Annotated in this window: 13 protein-coding genes; 1 reads left to right on the forward strand and 12 read right to left on the reverse strand. The window is 57.4% G+C overall.

Translation table 11 applies throughout. The annotated features are described in order from the left end of the window. Positions 1–26 precede the first annotated feature (26 nt). The 12 genes from ACR0L9_RS17705 to ACR0L9_RS17760 form a co-directional block, all read right to left on the reverse strand. The gene (locus ACR0L9_RS17705) at positions 27–1,796 is read right to left on the reverse strand and encodes an adenylate/guanylate cyclase domain-containing protein (protein ID WP_170407986.1); all 1,770 of its coding nucleotides are present in this window, start codon (positions 1,794–1,796) and stop codon (positions 27–29) included. Positions 1,797–1,874: 78 nt separating this feature from the next. Continuing rightward, positions 1,875–2,510: a GNAT family N-acetyltransferase gene (locus ACR0L9_RS17710; RefSeq protein ID WP_480896299.1), complete on the reverse strand. Its 636-nt coding sequence runs from the start codon at positions 2,508–2,510 to the stop codon at positions 1,875–1,877. 175 nt (positions 2,511–2,685) lie between these two features. Then, a complete protein-coding gene (locus ACR0L9_RS17715; RefSeq protein WP_039542759.1) occupies positions 2,686–2,985 on the reverse strand; it encodes a lipid-A-disaccharide synthase N-terminal domain-containing protein in 300 nt (99 codons plus the stop codon). Then, entirely contained in the window at positions 2,982–3,743 is a 762-nt protein-coding gene (locus ACR0L9_RS17720) for a glycosyltransferase family 2 protein (RefSeq protein WP_480896300.1), read from the reverse strand. The genes ACR0L9_RS17715 and ACR0L9_RS17720 overlap by 4 nt, the downstream gene beginning before the upstream one ends. 141 nt (positions 3,744–3,884) lie before the next feature. Beyond that, positions 3,885–5,369, reverse strand: a complete 1,485-nt coding sequence (locus tag ACR0L9_RS17725; protein ID WP_480896301.1) for an ArnT family glycosyltransferase — start codon at positions 5,367–5,369, stop codon at positions 3,885–3,887. A 138-nt stretch (positions 5,370–5,507) separates the two neighbouring features. After that, a complete protein-coding gene (locus tag ACR0L9_RS17730) occupies positions 5,508–6,497 on the reverse strand; it encodes a C45 family autoproteolytic acyltransferase/hydolase (protein ID WP_480896303.1) in 990 nt (329 codons plus the stop codon). An 8-nt stretch (positions 6,498–6,505) separates the two neighbouring features. After that, complete coding sequence (locus tag ACR0L9_RS17735) at positions 6,506–7,954, reverse strand: biotin carboxylase (RefSeq protein ID WP_170407976.1); 1,449 nt, start codon at positions 7,952–7,954, stop codon at positions 6,506–6,508. Between the two features lie 22 nt (positions 7,955–7,976). Beyond that, positions 7,977–10,709 carry an aminotransferase class I/II-fold pyridoxal phosphate-dependent enzyme gene (locus ACR0L9_RS17740; RefSeq protein WP_170819078.1) on the reverse strand — a complete coding sequence of 911 codons (2,733 nt, stop codon included), beginning with the start codon at positions 10,707–10,709 and terminating at the stop codon, positions 7,977–7,979. Positions 10,710–10,751: 42 nt separating this feature from the next. Then, a complete protein-coding gene (locus tag ACR0L9_RS17745; RefSeq protein WP_170407972.1) occupies positions 10,752–11,720 on the reverse strand; it encodes a carbon-nitrogen hydrolase family protein in 969 nt (322 codons plus the stop codon). Between the two features lie 130 nt (positions 11,721–11,850). Further along, positions 11,851–12,201, reverse strand: coding sequence for a hypothetical protein (locus ACR0L9_RS17750; protein WP_170397963.1), 351 nt, complete (start codon positions 12,199–12,201; stop codon positions 11,851–11,853). Then, positions 12,198–12,671, reverse strand: coding sequence for a VOC family protein (locus tag ACR0L9_RS17755; RefSeq protein WP_170397960.1), 474 nt, complete (start codon positions 12,669–12,671; stop codon positions 12,198–12,200). The genes ACR0L9_RS17750 and ACR0L9_RS17755 overlap by 4 nt, the downstream gene beginning before the upstream one ends. Positions 12,672–12,808: 137 nt before the next feature. Further along, entirely contained in the window at positions 12,809–13,375 is a 567-nt protein-coding gene (locus ACR0L9_RS17760) for a cupin domain-containing protein (RefSeq protein WP_170397957.1), read from the reverse strand. A gap of 149 nt (positions 13,376–13,524) precedes the next feature. Here ACR0L9_RS17760 and ACR0L9_RS17765 point away from each other — a divergent pair, with 149 nt between their 5' ends. After that, entirely contained in the window at positions 13,525–14,802 is a 1,278-nt protein-coding gene (locus tag ACR0L9_RS17765; protein WP_480896304.1) for a 4-aminobutyrate--2-oxoglutarate transaminase, read from the forward strand.

Below are 14,802 nucleotides of genomic sequence, written 5' to 3' on the forward strand. Positions count from 1 at the left end.
TTTTATAGGCGAGATCGGGCAGCAGCTCAGAACCCGGCCTTTTTGAGCCCCTCGACAAAATGCTGCGTGTCGTCGGACAGGCGGTCTGGCTGAACCTTGGCCCAGCGCGACAATGAGAAATTGGGATGCGCTGCGCGGTGTTTGTCTGCGATTTGGCGGGCCATTTCCAACTCGCCCTTATGGGCATAACTGGCGGCCAGCACGCGCTGCCCTTCGGTCGGGTTGTTCATCTTGTTCACGCATGAGATCACGTCGTCATAGCGTTTGAGATTGTAATAGGCCCCGCCCAGATGCCACAGGTACTGATCGGGGAAATAGGGGTTCAGGCGCATCGCCTGCTGCAGATGTTTGATGGCGGTTTCGTTGTCGCCCCAATGGGCCAGCGCATCGGCGTAGTCCGAATGCATGTCCGCATCGTTGGGGTTAAGCTGCAGGGCGCGTTTGTAGGATTCGATCGCCGAGTCATGCTCTTTACGATAAAGCTGCACATAGCCCAGCTCTCCAAACCCGCGCGCGTCTGTGGGGTCAAGCTCCACCGCACGCTGAGCCAGCGACAGCGCCTTGTCCAGCGCGCTGTTTGGGTCTTCGGTCCAGGAATAGCGCCAATCGATGTTGAGCGTGCGTGACAGCGCCGCCGCAGCCCGAGCATACCCGCCGTCGCGCTCAAGCGCGGATTCGTAGCAATGCTGCGCCTTGCGATTGTCGTTGCGGGTGTATTTGAAGATATGGTGCTGCCCCTGCAGGACCGAGCCATAGGCCCGCAGGTCGGACGGGATTGCCTGCACCATGCGCAGCTTTTCATGCGATTCGATCATGACTGCAGTGGCGGCAACGATGCACTCGGTCACCTCATCCAGGATGTCGAAGATATCATCGAGCTTACGGTCGAACCGTTCACCCCAGATGGTGCGTTCGGTGTTGGCGTCGATTAGCTCGGCCGTGATCCGGATACGACTGGACGAGCGGCGCACACTGCCGCGCGCGATATAGCGCACGTTCAGACGCCGAGCGGCCTCTTGCGGCGACATCGACTGGGTCTTGAAGAAGAACGAGGAATTCCGGGCAATGATGAACAGGTTCCGGAACTTGGACAGGTTCATGATGATGTCGTCGGTCAGCCCTTCGGCGACCCAGCTGTCATCTTCATCCCCGCCTTGGCTGGTAAAGGGCAGCACCGCAACCGACGGGTTATCGGGCCTTTCAAGCACTTCCAGCTGCATCTCAGGACGTAGGGTTGCGGCCATTGTTGCACCCTCGACCTCGGTTCGGACACAGTAGGTCGCGACCGGAGACATAATGTTCTTGAGCTGCTTGGGACCGAGGAATTCATAGCCATAGCGCAGGCGGTTACGGATCTGTTCATAGACGGCTGCGCTGACATAAACCCGTTCTGGCTCGGCAATCTCCTGCAGGCGGGCAGCGATATTGACGTTGTCACCATGGATGCCGCGTTCGTCCATCAGAACTTCGCCCATGTGAACTCCAGCGCGGAATTTGATGTTGTGCTCATCATCGCGCGCCTGATTATGTTCCGCAGCGATCCGATGCAGTTCGATGCTGAACTCTACCGCACTGGTCGCCGTGTCGAATAAGGCAAGGATGCCGTCACCGCGCACTTCGATGATTTTGCCCTGATACTTTGAGCAAGCCGATTCAAGCTGCGAAAGCAAAGACTTCAACGCGTTATACGTATCCATCTCGTTCTCGCTCATCAGGCGGGAATAGCCGACAACGTCGGCAAAAAGCACCGCGCCTAGTTTCTGTTTTATTGATGCGTCCGAACCGGTCGTGTTCACTGGCAATACTCAATTGTGTTGTCATGTCGAATCCGACAGGACTGTTTTAGCAAAAAATGACTCAGAATACGTAACATTTTAGGTATCTGCACCGGAATCGGGGGGCCAAGACCACCCAGAGGCATCAAAACTGACCACTGTTTGGGCGCCTAACTCCTGCGCGAGCACCTCTCGACGCGCGAGCCAGTCCTGCTGCAACATCCCCACGACAACCATGTCATGGAACTGCCCATCCGCGAACCAGGCCTGACGCATCGTGCCCTCGATCTCGCAGCCGATTCGCTGGATCAGATCGCGGCTGCTGTGATTGTCGGCCCGGTAATACGAGGTGATACGGTTCAGCCCCAATTGCCGGAATGCGAAATCCAGCATCAGCGCAACCGAACGCACCGCCACGCCATGTCGACGGATGGATTTGTCGACAAATACCGGAACCACCGCATCCCTGTTGACGCTGGAAATTGCTTCAAGCCCGGTCATCCCCACCAGATCACCACCGTCAGATTCGATTGCGAACCAGCATTTGCAGCAGTCTTTTGAGGCGTTTATCGCGTCTTCCCAATATTGCTCGGTCTGTACCAGGTTCTGCGGAATGCGCGACGTACGGTCGAACAGGGCCAGGTCATGGATATCCTGAAACCAGCGCGCAACTGTTCCCAGATCCGCCTTTTCCAAAGGGCGCAATCTGAACAACCGGGGTGAGCTATCGGGCAAGAGAAAATATCCTCCGAGTACAATTCTGAAAATCTATTCGCGGGATACTAGCACGAAAATTTCAGAAACAATAAGAGGTTGTTCACACAACGCAGCCGTAGGCCGCTACCCGCTGAACGGGTGCAGCCGACAAACTTGTAATGGGTGGCAGGTCGTAAAGAAGCGTTACGATCAATCAGCGGTTTTCAGCGCGAATAAGGAAGATGTTGCGCAGGTAGATGGACAGGCCCATCGACTGACCCAGAATAAAGACCGGGTCACGGCGATAGATCGCATAGCTCAGCAGGATAAGCCCGCCGCCGATCGAAAGGTACCAGAACGCCATCGGGATAACGGATTTCTTGGCGCGCTCGGAAGTGATCCATTGCACGATAAACCGGGCGCTGAACATCAGCTGACCGGCCAGACCGATAAAGACCCAGAGCGCCTCGGTCGGGCTGTCGACATGCAGGATTTCCAGAATGGTTTCTTTCATGACCGGGACGCCTCGGTTGCGGAAACGGATTTGGCGCGGCGGGTCAGCCAGACGACGCCGAACAGATCCCAGATGCCGACCATGGCCCGACCGAAATTGGTGTATTTGGATTCGCCCGACAAACGCTGCTGATGCGCGACATCCACCAGCGCGATATTCCAGCCATAGGCCTTAAACAGGGCGGGCAGATAACGGTGCATATGATTGAAAAAGGGCAGATCGAGGAAAGCCTGCCGTCGGAACGCCTTGAAACCGCAGCCGGTGTCACGGGTGCCGTCTTTCAGCATCCAGCCCCGCAGTGCATTGGCAAAGCGCGAGGCAAGCTTCTTTGACGCAGTGTCTTGCCGGCCAACCCGTTGCCCCGCCACCAGGCCAATCGAGGCATCACCACCCGACACCAGCGGCGCCCAAATCTTTGGCAGCTCTTCCGGCGGGTTCTGTCCGTCGCCATCCAGCGTACAGCAGATATCCGCGCGTGCTTCCTTGACGCCGGAATGCACGGCAGCACTTTGGCCACCGGCCGTTTGGTGCTGCAGGATGCGCAGTTGCGGACAGTCTTTCTGCATCTGTTGCAGCGCCGCAAAAGTGCCATCGGTCGATCCATCATCAACCGCGACAATCTCGAACGCGGGCAATGCGGTCGCAGCAGTGCAGATGCCCTGGATAAGACCAGGAACAGCCCCCTGTTCGTTATGCATGGGAATCACGATCGACACAGTGGGTCGATTGTCAGCGTTGGCATCATGATCAGCATGCATGGTGGATAGCTTTACTTGTTTCAGTCTCAGGGCTTTTGCGGGATCAACGGCGAAAATTCAAGTGGCCACCGCATCGCAGGCCAACATCTGCGCAACTTGTTGGGGCATTGTTCAGCGATGGGGCGGATTGCACCGTGTTTCCTATTCAGGGGCGGGCGTGACACCGGTTGCCGACCAATAGACCAAACCCTCAACCGCAGTTGTCTGCGTCTCAAGCCCGATTAGGTCAGGTGCCAGCTCAGACAACTCACCCTCCGAACAGAGCCCTCGCAGCGGGCCGGTGGTATAGCCGAACCTGTCGAGGTATTTGTGCAGCTCCAGCCGTCTTAGATAGACAAAGCGCCTACCGTTGGAAGCAAAGACCGATGCGGCCCCGGGCGGTACGCGCAACTTGCGGTCATAGGCGCAGAGCAGCAGGGTTTCATCCGGCTGCAGCATTGCACCCAAAGGGGTCAAAATCTCGGCCTCGGGCACGCCCAAGCGCACGCGGCCCTTGCCCAGATCGGTGGCATCGCGGTCATAGAACAGGCCGCCTGCAACAAAGACCAGACCCAGCGCGGCCACCATCCCGGCCCAGCGCAGGCGCTTGACCGAAAACAACAAACCGGTTGCCGCGACCATCAGCATCGGCAGGATCAGCAGGGTGTAGCGTGCATAGACCTTGCCGGCTGCGGCCCACATCATGATAACGAAGAACGCTGCTATCCCTGTTGCAGCAAGAAGTCTGGGCCGCTTTTGCAGAAATGGCAGAGCGCAGATGCCGACAAAACCCAGCAGCCGCAACCAAGGCTCGCCCGCGATGATCAGATCATAGAGTTTCCCGAAGCCGCGATCGCTGAGCGATGGGCGAAAACGATCCAGCATCTCGCCTTTGATGTTGCCATCAAGCGAGTCGCCAAAGAGGAACCGAAGCTCTTGCAGGATCGGCCAGGCGAAGGCCAGCGGGATCGCAATCTTGAGTGTCCGGCGAAACGTTCTGTTCTGCCAGATCTCGCTGAACGGTTCCGTCTGCCATCTGTTGGTCAACTTCAGCGTCAGTAGTGCCAGCGCTAGAAAGGCCAGCGGGGTTGGGCTTTTCTGCAAGGCGGCCAACACCAGAGTTGCGCCGAAATAAGGCCAGTATTTCGGCTTTTCCAACGCTGCCAACAGGGCTGCAATTCCAAGGGTCGAAAAGAAAACCGCACCGGTATCAAGCATCGCGGATGTGGCGTGTTGCCAGAACTGAAGCGACGTGGCCACCAGCAGGACCGAAGGCAGCATGGCCCAGGGGCTGTCCGGGATCATCACCCGCGCCAGTACGGCAGTTGCCATCAGCGCGCCCAGCGCAAAGATCATCGACGGCAGGCGCAAGGCCAGAATATCGGATACGCCAAACTCCATCAGCAGTGCAGACATCCAATACTGCATGGGCGGTTTTTTCAGGCTGGGTTCGTTGTTGGAATAAACCGCCAGCCAGTCCCCATTGCGCGCAAAGCCTGTACTGCGGTCATAAGTGTAGAATTCATCGTAGTGATAGATGTTCCCAACACCCAGATCAGTCAGATACCAGGACCAGACCAGGACCATCACCAATGCGGTGACGAAGTAAGGAAGCAATCTTAGCCAATTTGGGGAGGTACCGGTCATGCTTTCCGAGGTCCTATCGCGTCATAGAAATATGTGGTGTTGATCCCGCCGGGCCTTGTTTGAAACTGCCGCGCGTCGCGCTCCCATTATTGCGTCGCCCGTCCAAGAGCAAGAAGTTTAGAAGGGCGACCGCGCTTGTCAGACTGCAGGCTCGGCCTCGTCGGGCAACATCAGGCTCAGCTCACCCTCTTTGAAGCCATCGAAGGACAAGTCCCAGCTGGCACCGGGCCAAAGCAGTTGCAACTGCTTCTTCGCAGGCCGATAGACCGCAGTATAGAGCGTGCCGAAACCTGATCTGAAAGCCGTTGAATAAAGCGGCGGACGCAGGAACGCATCGATAAACCGCTTCTCGCTTTCCGGGTGCTGGTTGAGACGGTTGAGCAAGAATCTTTCGCGTTCCACGGTGGCCGTAAAGCGCGCATGGGTGGACCATTCGACATGGCCCTGATGGTTTGTCGCCACTGGTTGGTCCGAGATTTGCGGGTGCCGGTCCGGGGCAAGGTACACCGTGCTATGATTGTGTTTCGCATCCAGAACGGTGACGTTATAGCTCATATGACAAGGGATGCGGCACAGGCAGTCAACCGCTTGCGCAGTGGTCTCGCAGGTTTGAAGGACATAGCGCAGGATCAGAGGCACGCCAAAGCCGTCGCCGACCTCGCGCCGCCCGCCAAAGGTGAGCGAGACCGTCAGACCAGCATCGTTGATGCCATCAAGCAGACCCAGAACGCCGTCGCTCATCCCGATGACCCCGCGCCCGCCCCATTGGGTTTTCAGCAGGGCCGCATCAAAGGTTTTCGGATGGTAGTCGTAATTGCGCACCAGAAACGGGGGGTTGCCGCGCCAGATCGCCTGGCTGCAGCCCGAAAGATATTTCGGGGGGCAGTAAAAGCTGAGAAACCGCGCCTGGCTGTCGCTGCCGCCGACCAATTCGACGATCTCTTCATAAAGCGGCAGAATCTCGGGCATGTGCTTTTGCAAGGCGCGGAGGCATTCGCGATAGGTGGGGCGGGCCGAATATCCCTCTTGCGCCCACCATTTGCGGTAGGCGGGCCAGTATTCGGCAAACAGCCCGGCCAGCTTGGGACCGGGCTGCTCCTCGTCGATTGAGCGAAAAACAAGCGCCATAGGGCTTTCTACATAATTTTGAACGCGGGGTCTTCCATCGGTTGTGCGGCGGGCAGCGGTTCAGCCGTATAAGCCGAAGTGATCCCATGAATCCACTTCTTCGATTTGTCTGTCAGTTTGAAGCCCTTGGTCATCGACCGCCCGCGAGTCACGAGGATACCCAGATCAGCACCCTCATAGCGGTAATCACCGACATTCGAGATACGCAGGAAGAACGCTTCGTTCTCGCCCACCGCGCGGCGGTGATAGTCGAAGCGGTCGAACACGACGCGGCCATCTTCCAGCATCTTGTAGATGCCCGACTGTGGGGCCTGCGTGATCCGGTCGACACTGTCATCGGTGTGTTTGATTACCATTTGCGACCAGCTGTCGATCATGTCCGGATCCGCCCAGCGGGCATTCAGTTCCTCGACATCCAGCTCGAAGGGCTTCTTTGAAAACTCAAGCAGATGGAACAGAAACAGTGGCGCATCAGCGTGCGCAAAGGCCGCGTGGTTGGTCATCGAACTGGCGCCAGTGATACGGGGGTTCAGTTCACCCAGCCACAGCTCATCGGTTTTCTTGTCAATCAGAAAGTCGAGTTCGAAATAGCCGCGATAGCCGGATTTCCGCAGTTCTTCACCGAACTGGAACGTCAGCTGCCGGGCCTGTTCGCGGGCCTTTGGTGGGAAAGCGGTCGAGAAAATCTCATTCCCGCACCAGCCGCCGCGATAGGGGGTAAGTTCCTTGAAGCCCACAAGCTCAGTCATCAGCGGGCCAACGATGGTACCCTCCGAGGTCGCACAGGCCTCGATCGCCGCCCCGCGACAGTCGATCCGCTTCATTATCTTGATCTCGCCTTCGCCGATGATCTCGTCTTTGTGCTTGTTGAAATCGGCCTCGGACTTGATGAAAAACGTCGTATGGCCACTGTCGCCGAAGGCGGATTGTAGCACCAGATCATTCCCCAATCCGGCCTTTTCGCAGATCTTTTTCAGGTGATCATAGCTTTTGACAACGCTCAGCGTGTTGGGCACCGAAGGCACACCCGCCTTATTGCCGATACGGACAGTTTCGATCTTGTTGTCACATTTGGTGCGCAGCTTGGCTTTGGGGAACCACAGCTGACCGCCCAGCTCCTTGACCAGCTTCTCGGTCGTCTCGTCGAACATCAGGAAGACAAACTTGGGCTTGCCGCCGCGCCGCTTGACCAGGTCGATGACCTCTTTGTGCTGCAGCAGATAATTGTTGATGTCTTCGATGGACTGAAACTCATCATGCGGCATTTCCGAAGGCACAAACACGTTCGGATGTCGCCCGTCAAAGCAATCCATGTAGCAGATATAGGTGAAGTTCATCACCCATTCATCCAGCCCCAACAGGTTGAAATTGGTTGCCGATACGAAATAGATCGGGTCCTTGTTGGTATGGAAATACCGGCGGATTTCCGAGATGTTTTTCAGCACCTTCTTTGGCATGATTGTTGTCCTCCCTGACCCCTTAGGGGTTCTTTACTGATTTCAAAGCGTCTTCGGTAAAAATGCGCAGGCCCAGATCGGCACGGAATCCATGGATTTCCGAGACGTCCAGTTCCTGCATGAATTTGAGGATTTCGGGGCTGATCACCTGCCCCGGTACCAAAATGGGAAAGCCCGGCGGATAGGGAATCACGAAGGTGGCCGAGACCATCTCTTCCCCGGCTTCGAGCCGTTCCAACATCTCCTTGTCGGGTTCGACATAGTCGCAATTGTCTTCGTCATAGGACAGGAAAAACGCCGTACGGATGTCACCGGCTTCGGTACCTGCTTCACAGCGGAACGCATCGTGGAACCGACTAAAATCGGGCAGAGGTGGGACGTGTTCGCTCAGATTCCTGACGCGCTTTTCAAAGGCCCGTTTTTCCATCTTCGAGGCATCGTCCATCAGATCGTCCAACTCCTTGGCGATCTCGACCAGAACCTCGATCAGATAAGCGACCGAGCTGCGTGTGGTGCCGATATTGGTCATGAACAACACGGTATTGCGCGAGGTCTTGTTGATCTGGATGCCGTATTTATCCATCAGGATTTTGGTCTTGAACGTATCCCCATCCCAGCCCGTCGCGCCTACATGCAGCGTGATGCGGGTGGCATCCAGAACAAACTCGTCCTTGGCCCAGCAATCCCAAACATCGGCCCAGCCCTGATCGGGATCGAAATAGCTGGTCATGCCGCTTTCGCGATATTGCTCGGGGATCATGTCGCCCGCCGTGACCAGCTTGAAATACTTTCTAAGCAGCGGATGGGTCGTCACGGCCCGGCGGATTGCCATCGCGCTTTCGACCTGCCGCTGGACGAACTCGTACCCTTCGATCTCGACCTGCCTGCGGCCCACATCCAGCGAGGCGATGATCTGGTAATTGGGAGAGGTCGAGGTGTGGGTCATATAGGCCTCGTGAAACGCCTCTTCGACCGCACCTTTGAACTGCTGGTCATTGACGTGGATCATCGAACCCTGCCGCAGCGCAGTCAGCGTTTTATGCGTTGATTGTGTGGCATAGACCCTAACGCGTGCATCGGGCGGAGCGATCAGGCGGGTGTTCAGAAGGGTTTCATCATCCGCGCCCTTCAGTTCCTCCTGCTGGTTGGCATAAGCCTCGGCATGTTCTGGGGTGCGGAATTGTTCGCGCAGGATATTGGCTGATCGCATCGCAGTACGTACGCGCGAATTTGGGGCAAAGCGCGCGTAACCGAACCACGCCTCATCCCACAGGAACACAAGGTCCTTTTTGATCGCCAGGCATTCCTGCATCACCCGCTGCACGTTGTAGACGATGCCGTCGAATGTGCAGTTGGTCAGCAGAACCATACGAACCTGATCCAGCTTGCCTTCGGCCTTCAGGGTCAAAAGCTTGTGCTTGATCTCTCGGATCGGCACCGCGCCGTACATCGAGTAATCGTGCAGCGGATAGCTGTCCATATAGACCACGCTCGCCCCCGCCAGCACCATGCCGTAGTGGTGCGATTTGTGGCAATCGCGGTCGATCAGCACGATATCTCCGGGCCGTACCAGTGCTTGCACAACGATTTTGTTGCAGGTCGAGGTGCCGTTAGTCGCAAAAAACGTCTGTTTAGAGCCGAATGCGCGTGCGGCAGCCTCCTGCGCCTCTTTTATCGGACCTTTGGGTTCCAGCAGAGAATCCAGCCCGCCCGAGGTGGCCGAAGTTTCCGCCATGAAGATATTTGATCCGTAGAACGCCCCCATGTCCTGAATCCAGTGGCTGCGACTGATCGATTTACCCCGGCTGATCGGCATTGCGTGGAACACGCCCGTGGGCTGTTTTGAGTATTCCTTGAGCGCCGTGAAGAACGGCGTCTTATAGCGCCGCTGCACTCCGCGCAGGATGTTCAGGTGCAATTCCAGAAAGTCTTCCTGATTGTAGAAGACCCGCCGGCACAGGCCCAGATCGAGACCGGCAATATCTTCCGCCGAACGGTCGGTGATTAGATAAGCGTCCAGCTCGGGGCGCAGCATGCCGATCCGGCGGCAGGTTTCAGGGCCGTATTCCGAGGGGGACAGCGCATCAAGATCGGCGCCCTCGCCATAGAGGCTGATATAGCGGCCCAAAACATTGGTTTCGTTCTTGGACTTCAGGCTAAGGCCCGGGCGAACAATGACCGCCTGTACATTCTGGTTGAACAGAACCCCGATCAGCGCATCCTCGACACTGGGAACGACAACGGTTTCATAAATAAACGGATCTTCGCTGCGGCGCATCCGTTGCAGGCTGGTTTGCAGGAACCGTTCCTGATGTTCGTTGACCTTGTCAACGATCATCACTTCGAAATAAGGGCGGCCCAGCGCGCGGGCTTCATGGCTTTGGGTGGACTCGTCTTCAAACTCGTCAACCTCGGTCTCATCCGCGATCAGCGGGATCGAGCGGCGACGATACGCCCCTGAGGTTAGCGCCCGCGACACCCGGCGCACGGCGGTTGAGAAATCGCCAAAGTTTCCATGGTCCAGCAAACGACGCAGATAGTCGAACGCCGATCCGCCCGGAAAAGCGAAATACACCTCGATCGGGGCCAGCGCCTGCAGCAACTGCCGTGCCCGGTCCCGATCTTTTTCGTTACCGCCCTGATCCAGAGACTCGGCCGTTTCCCGCAGCGCGCTCCATCGGTCTGCCCTCAATTGCGAGGCGCTGTAGTAGTCCGAGATGGTGTGGAGCTTTTCGCTATCGGAAATGCCGTGCATGAAATTTTTCCTTTCTGCCGATACCGAAAAGCTGGGCCGGTATCAGTCTGTGCCAGAGCGCCCTTTATAGAGATACAGATTGTCGGGCTTGGTCGCGGCGTCTTCAGTATATCCCAGCGCCGTTCTGGGGTCGGATGCAGCGACGCCCGCAACGTCGCCTTTCTGCGGAATGCGCAGCGGGCCGAGCGTGTGCAGATAGGCATCCGCCCCGCTAGTACGGTCATAGACCGGGAACTCCGCCTCGCGGTCGCGGAAGCTTTTGAGAACCTGCCCCAGACCTTTCAGTCCGACCTCGCGCTGGCGGCGGACCTGATCAAGATCGATCTCGATAGGGAAGATATCCTCCTGTCCCGCAGACTGGTGCAGCACGGTGGCCGAGGGATCAACGACCAGTGAGCGGCCCACGCCCCCGGCGGCCAGCCCGTTCACGTCAAACACATAGCATTGGAACTGCGCAGCGGTCGCCTTGGCGATCGACAGCTCGGCCTCGCGGTCGGTTGTGCCGGTCAGAACCGGGTGCAGCAGAACCTCGACCCCTTGGCTAGTCAGGTGGCGGGTGGTTTCGGGGAACCAGATATCGTAGCAGATCGACAGGCCAAACCGGCCCACATCCGGCACATCAAAGATGCAGAATTCGGTACCCGATGCGATGTTCTGCTCATAAGGCTTGAACGGGAACATCTTGGAGTATTTTGAGACGATCTCACCTTCGGGGTTGATCACCACCGAGGTGTTGAAAATCCGTCCATCTTCGTGCTTTTCGAACATCGAACCGGGGATCAGCCAGATCCCATAACGCCGAGCGGCATCCTGAAAGCGCGACAGGTCGTCATTGGGAAAGGGCTGGGCAAACCGGTCGAGCGGACCATGAGGCGCCAGTTCGCTGAACAGGGCCATCTGGGTCCAGGGGAACCGTGCCATCATAATGTCGATCCGGTGCAGCATCGCGTCGACATTCGACTGCAACGCACCGACATGCATCTGGATTCCGGTTATCGCAAAAGGGGTCATTTTTCGTTTCTTCTCATTTTCTTGCCGATTGCGACCGCCGATTTGATCCGGCGTTCTTCATCGGAACATAAAACCGTGTGGTCACGCAAGCCTGCTGTCCTCAGGCTATGGTTTTCCGAGGCGACTGCCCTCATACTGCGGCTTCCTCGGCGGTATCTTCTGCCTGCGGTTCCACAAAATCGATGTCGTTGCGAACCCAGAAGAACCGGAATCCGCAACTGCGCAGCCATTTCTCGAGCCGATCAAGGCTGGACCACTCCCGCCGCAGCCCGCGCGTGGATTCGACCAGCGCCCATTGGCCATCGACCAGAAAGTATACAGTCCAAGTATTGGGATGCGCCGAGTGGTTGGCAAAGCCGCCGCTGATCACCTCACGCGCCGTGCGAACGGCGACCGGATAGTCGCCGATGCGACCCTCAGCCGCGAGAATGGCCAGATCGTTTTGACGGATCGTGAATGTGGGAAGGGGGGCGTCGTTCATGCAGCCTCGATCTGCGCCGCGTCCAGCAACGCTTTGCGCCGTTCACTGATATCCGCTGGCTTCAGGTTTTCGACGCGGGTCGCCAACGTCCAGACATGACCGAACGGATCGGCAATCGTGGCGCAGCGTTCGCCCCAATAGGTGTCCGCCGCCTCAGCGATCAGGCTGGCACCGCTTTCCAACGCGACTGCAAGGGCAGTGTCCACATCTTCGACATACATATGATGCCCAATCGGAGTGACTGTGCCCGGAATGGCGGGGCCGTGCGCACCCCATCCGGCGGTGACAAACAGCATCGAGTTGCCGATCTTGATCGAGGCAAAGCCGGGGGCCTCATCCGCGTCATAGGCCTGTATCTTCGCATCAAAGGCGCTTTCGTAGAAAGTTAGCGCGGCATCGACGTCGGCGACGGCAAGCGATGCGGTGCAGGTGCGATAGCCACGTGGCAGAGTGGCAGGTTTCTTTTTCATTCCGGTACTCTCTGAATTGGGCGGCGGACACCCTGGATTATCTGCAGGAATTTCCCGCACTATGCATCATACTGTGGATCAAACCAGGAGATACTGCAACACTATGATGCATAGTGCTGAATTTTCTGCCGTAATGCTTAGAATGTAGGCGGAGTACAGGCGCTGATGACCCGGCAAACTTCGGGGCCGACCTGCCTGAACCGGTGCGGGGTGCGACTGTCGAAATAATAAGCATCGCCTGGTCCCAGTACCTTGCGCTTATCGCCCACGGTCACCTCCACCCGACCCGAGATGACAATACCGCCCTCTTCCGCCTCATGCCCGTACATCACGCGACCGGTGTCAGCCCCTAACTCGTAAGTTTCCTGCAAGATCATCATCGCGCGACCATGCAGGTTTGATCCTACCTGCCGCAGAGACAGCCCACCCTTTCCGATCTCAGTAAGTTCTTCTGAGGCGTAAAACACGGTCTGCTCAGGTTCGATTTCGAAGGAAAAGAAATCGGACATGCCAATCGGTATGCCTTGCAGAATACGCCGTAACGCACCAACCGATGGATTCATCTTGCCCGACTCGATCAGTGAGATGGTTGAGTTCGGCACATCCGACTTCTTGGCCAGCGCCCGCTGAGATAAGCCTGCACTCTCTCGCAAGGTTCGCAGGCGCAATCCGAGGGTCAAATCCTCTTGGCTGGTGTTCTTCATGTTCAGTATCCGCAACACTTGATCCTGCCGGGACGGTAAATCAATGGCTTATGAATCACAAGAAACAGGCTTTCGCTTGCAGGCGCAGATACTACAGTCGCGCAGTCAAACATACGGGCACCGCGCCCGGAAACGGGAAAGGACGCAAGATGCTGAACGCTCAGATTGCTGAACGCCGGAATACCTCGATCGCGCAGGGCGTGGGGATGCAAACGCAAGTCTATGTGGACCGTGCCGTGAATTCCGAGGTCTGGGATGTCGAAGGCAAACGCTATATCGATTTCGCCGCAGGCATCGCCGTTGTGAACACAGGGCATTGCCACCCCAAGGTGATGGAGGCTGTTCAGAAACAGGCCGCAAACTTCACCCATACCTGCCATCAGGTTCTGCCTTATGAGAATTACATCCGTCTGGCCGAGCGCCTGAACGAGAAAGTGCCCGGCGACTTCACCAAGAAAACCGTCTTTGTCACTACAGGTGCCGAGGCGGTCGAGAATGCCGTCAAGATCGCGCGTGCTGCCACTGGCCGCCCGGCTGTAGTGGCCTTTGGCGGCGCTTTTCACGGCCGTACGTTCATGGGCATGTCACTGACCGGCAAGGTTCAGCCATATAAAGCGGGCTTCGGCGCGATGATGCCCGATACCTATCACGTCCCGTTCCCGATCGATCTGCATGGCACCTCGACCGAAGATTCGCTGGGTGCTTTGACTAAACTGTTCAAGGCCGATCTTGATCCGGGCCGGGTGGCCGCGATCATCATCGAACCGGTTCAGGGCGAAGGTGGCTTCTACCCCGCTCCGGCTGAGTTGATGCGTGGTCTGCGCGCGCTTTGCGACGAACATGGCATCGTTCTGATTGCCGATGAGGTACAGACCGGCTTTGCCCGCACTGGCAACCTGTTCGCGATGGACGCTTATGACGTCTCTGCTGATATCACCACTATGGCCAAAGGTCTGGCCGGTGGTCTGCCGCTGGCCGCCGTCACCGGTCGTGCTGCGCTGATGGACGCCGCGCACCCGGGTGGTTTGGGCGGAACCTATGGCGGCAACCCGCTGGGGATCGCCGCCGCCCATGCTGTGATGGATGTGATCGAGGAAGAAGACCTGTGCACGCGCGCCAATGAGCTGGGCTCGCGCTTGAAACAGCGTCTGGAATCGATCCGTTCCCGCACGCCCGAGATCGTAGATATTCGTGGTCCGGGCCTTATGGTTGCGGCCGAGTTCAACACGACCGACGGCAGCGCCCCGAATCCCGATATGGCAAACGCCATACGGGTCGAGGCATTGAAGCGTGGATTGATCCTGCTGACATGTGGCGTATATGGGAACGTAATTCGTTTCCTCGCGCCGTTGACGGTGCAGGACGAAATCTTCGCCGAGGCCATGGATATCCTCGAAGCCTCGATCGACGCTGCCAAAGGAGCCTGA

Source organism: Ruegeria sp. I3 (assembly GCF_056532525.1).

Bases quoted from the DNA above. Each gene is read 5' to 3' on its own strand.
- ACR0L9_RS17715 (WP_039542759.1), bottom strand. From the start codon at position 2,985: ATGAAAGAAACCATTCTGGAAATCCTGCATGTCGACAGCCCGACCGAG.
- ACR0L9_RS17720 (WP_480896300.1), bottom strand. From the start codon at position 3,743: ATGCATGCTGATCATGATGCCAACGCTGACAATCGACCCACTGTGTCG.
- ACR0L9_RS17725 (WP_480896301.1), bottom strand. From the start codon at position 5,369: ATGACCGGTACCTCCCCAAATTGGCTAAGATTGCTTCCTTACTTCGTC.
- ACR0L9_RS17730 (WP_480896303.1), bottom strand. From the start codon at position 6,497: ATGGCGCTTGTTTTTCGCTCAATCGACGAGGAGCAGCCCGGTCCCAAG.
- ACR0L9_RS17735 (WP_170407976.1), bottom strand. From the start codon at position 7,954: ATGCCAAAGAAGGTGCTGAAAAACATCTCGGAAATCCGCCGGTATTTC.
- ACR0L9_RS17740 (WP_170819078.1), bottom strand. From the start codon at position 10,709: ATGCACGGCATTTCCGATAGCGAAAAGCTCCACACCATCTCGGACTAC.
- ACR0L9_RS17745 (WP_170407972.1), bottom strand. From the start codon at position 11,720: ATGACCCCTTTTGCGATAACCGGAATCCAGATGCATGTCGGTGCGTTG.
- ACR0L9_RS17750 (WP_170397963.1), bottom strand. From the start codon at position 12,201: ATGAACGACGCCCCCCTTCCCACATTCACGATCCGTCAAAACGATCTG.
- ACR0L9_RS17755 (WP_170397960.1), bottom strand. From the start codon at position 12,671: ATGAAAAAGAAACCTGCCACTCTGCCACGTGGCTATCGCACCTGCACC.
- ACR0L9_RS17760 (WP_170397957.1), bottom strand. From the start codon at position 13,375: ATGAAGAACACCAGCCAAGAGGATTTGACCCTCGGATTGCGCCTGCGA.
- ACR0L9_RS17765 (WP_480896304.1), top strand. From the start codon at position 13,525: ATGCTGAACGCTCAGATTGCTGAACGCCGGAATACCTCGATCGCGCAG.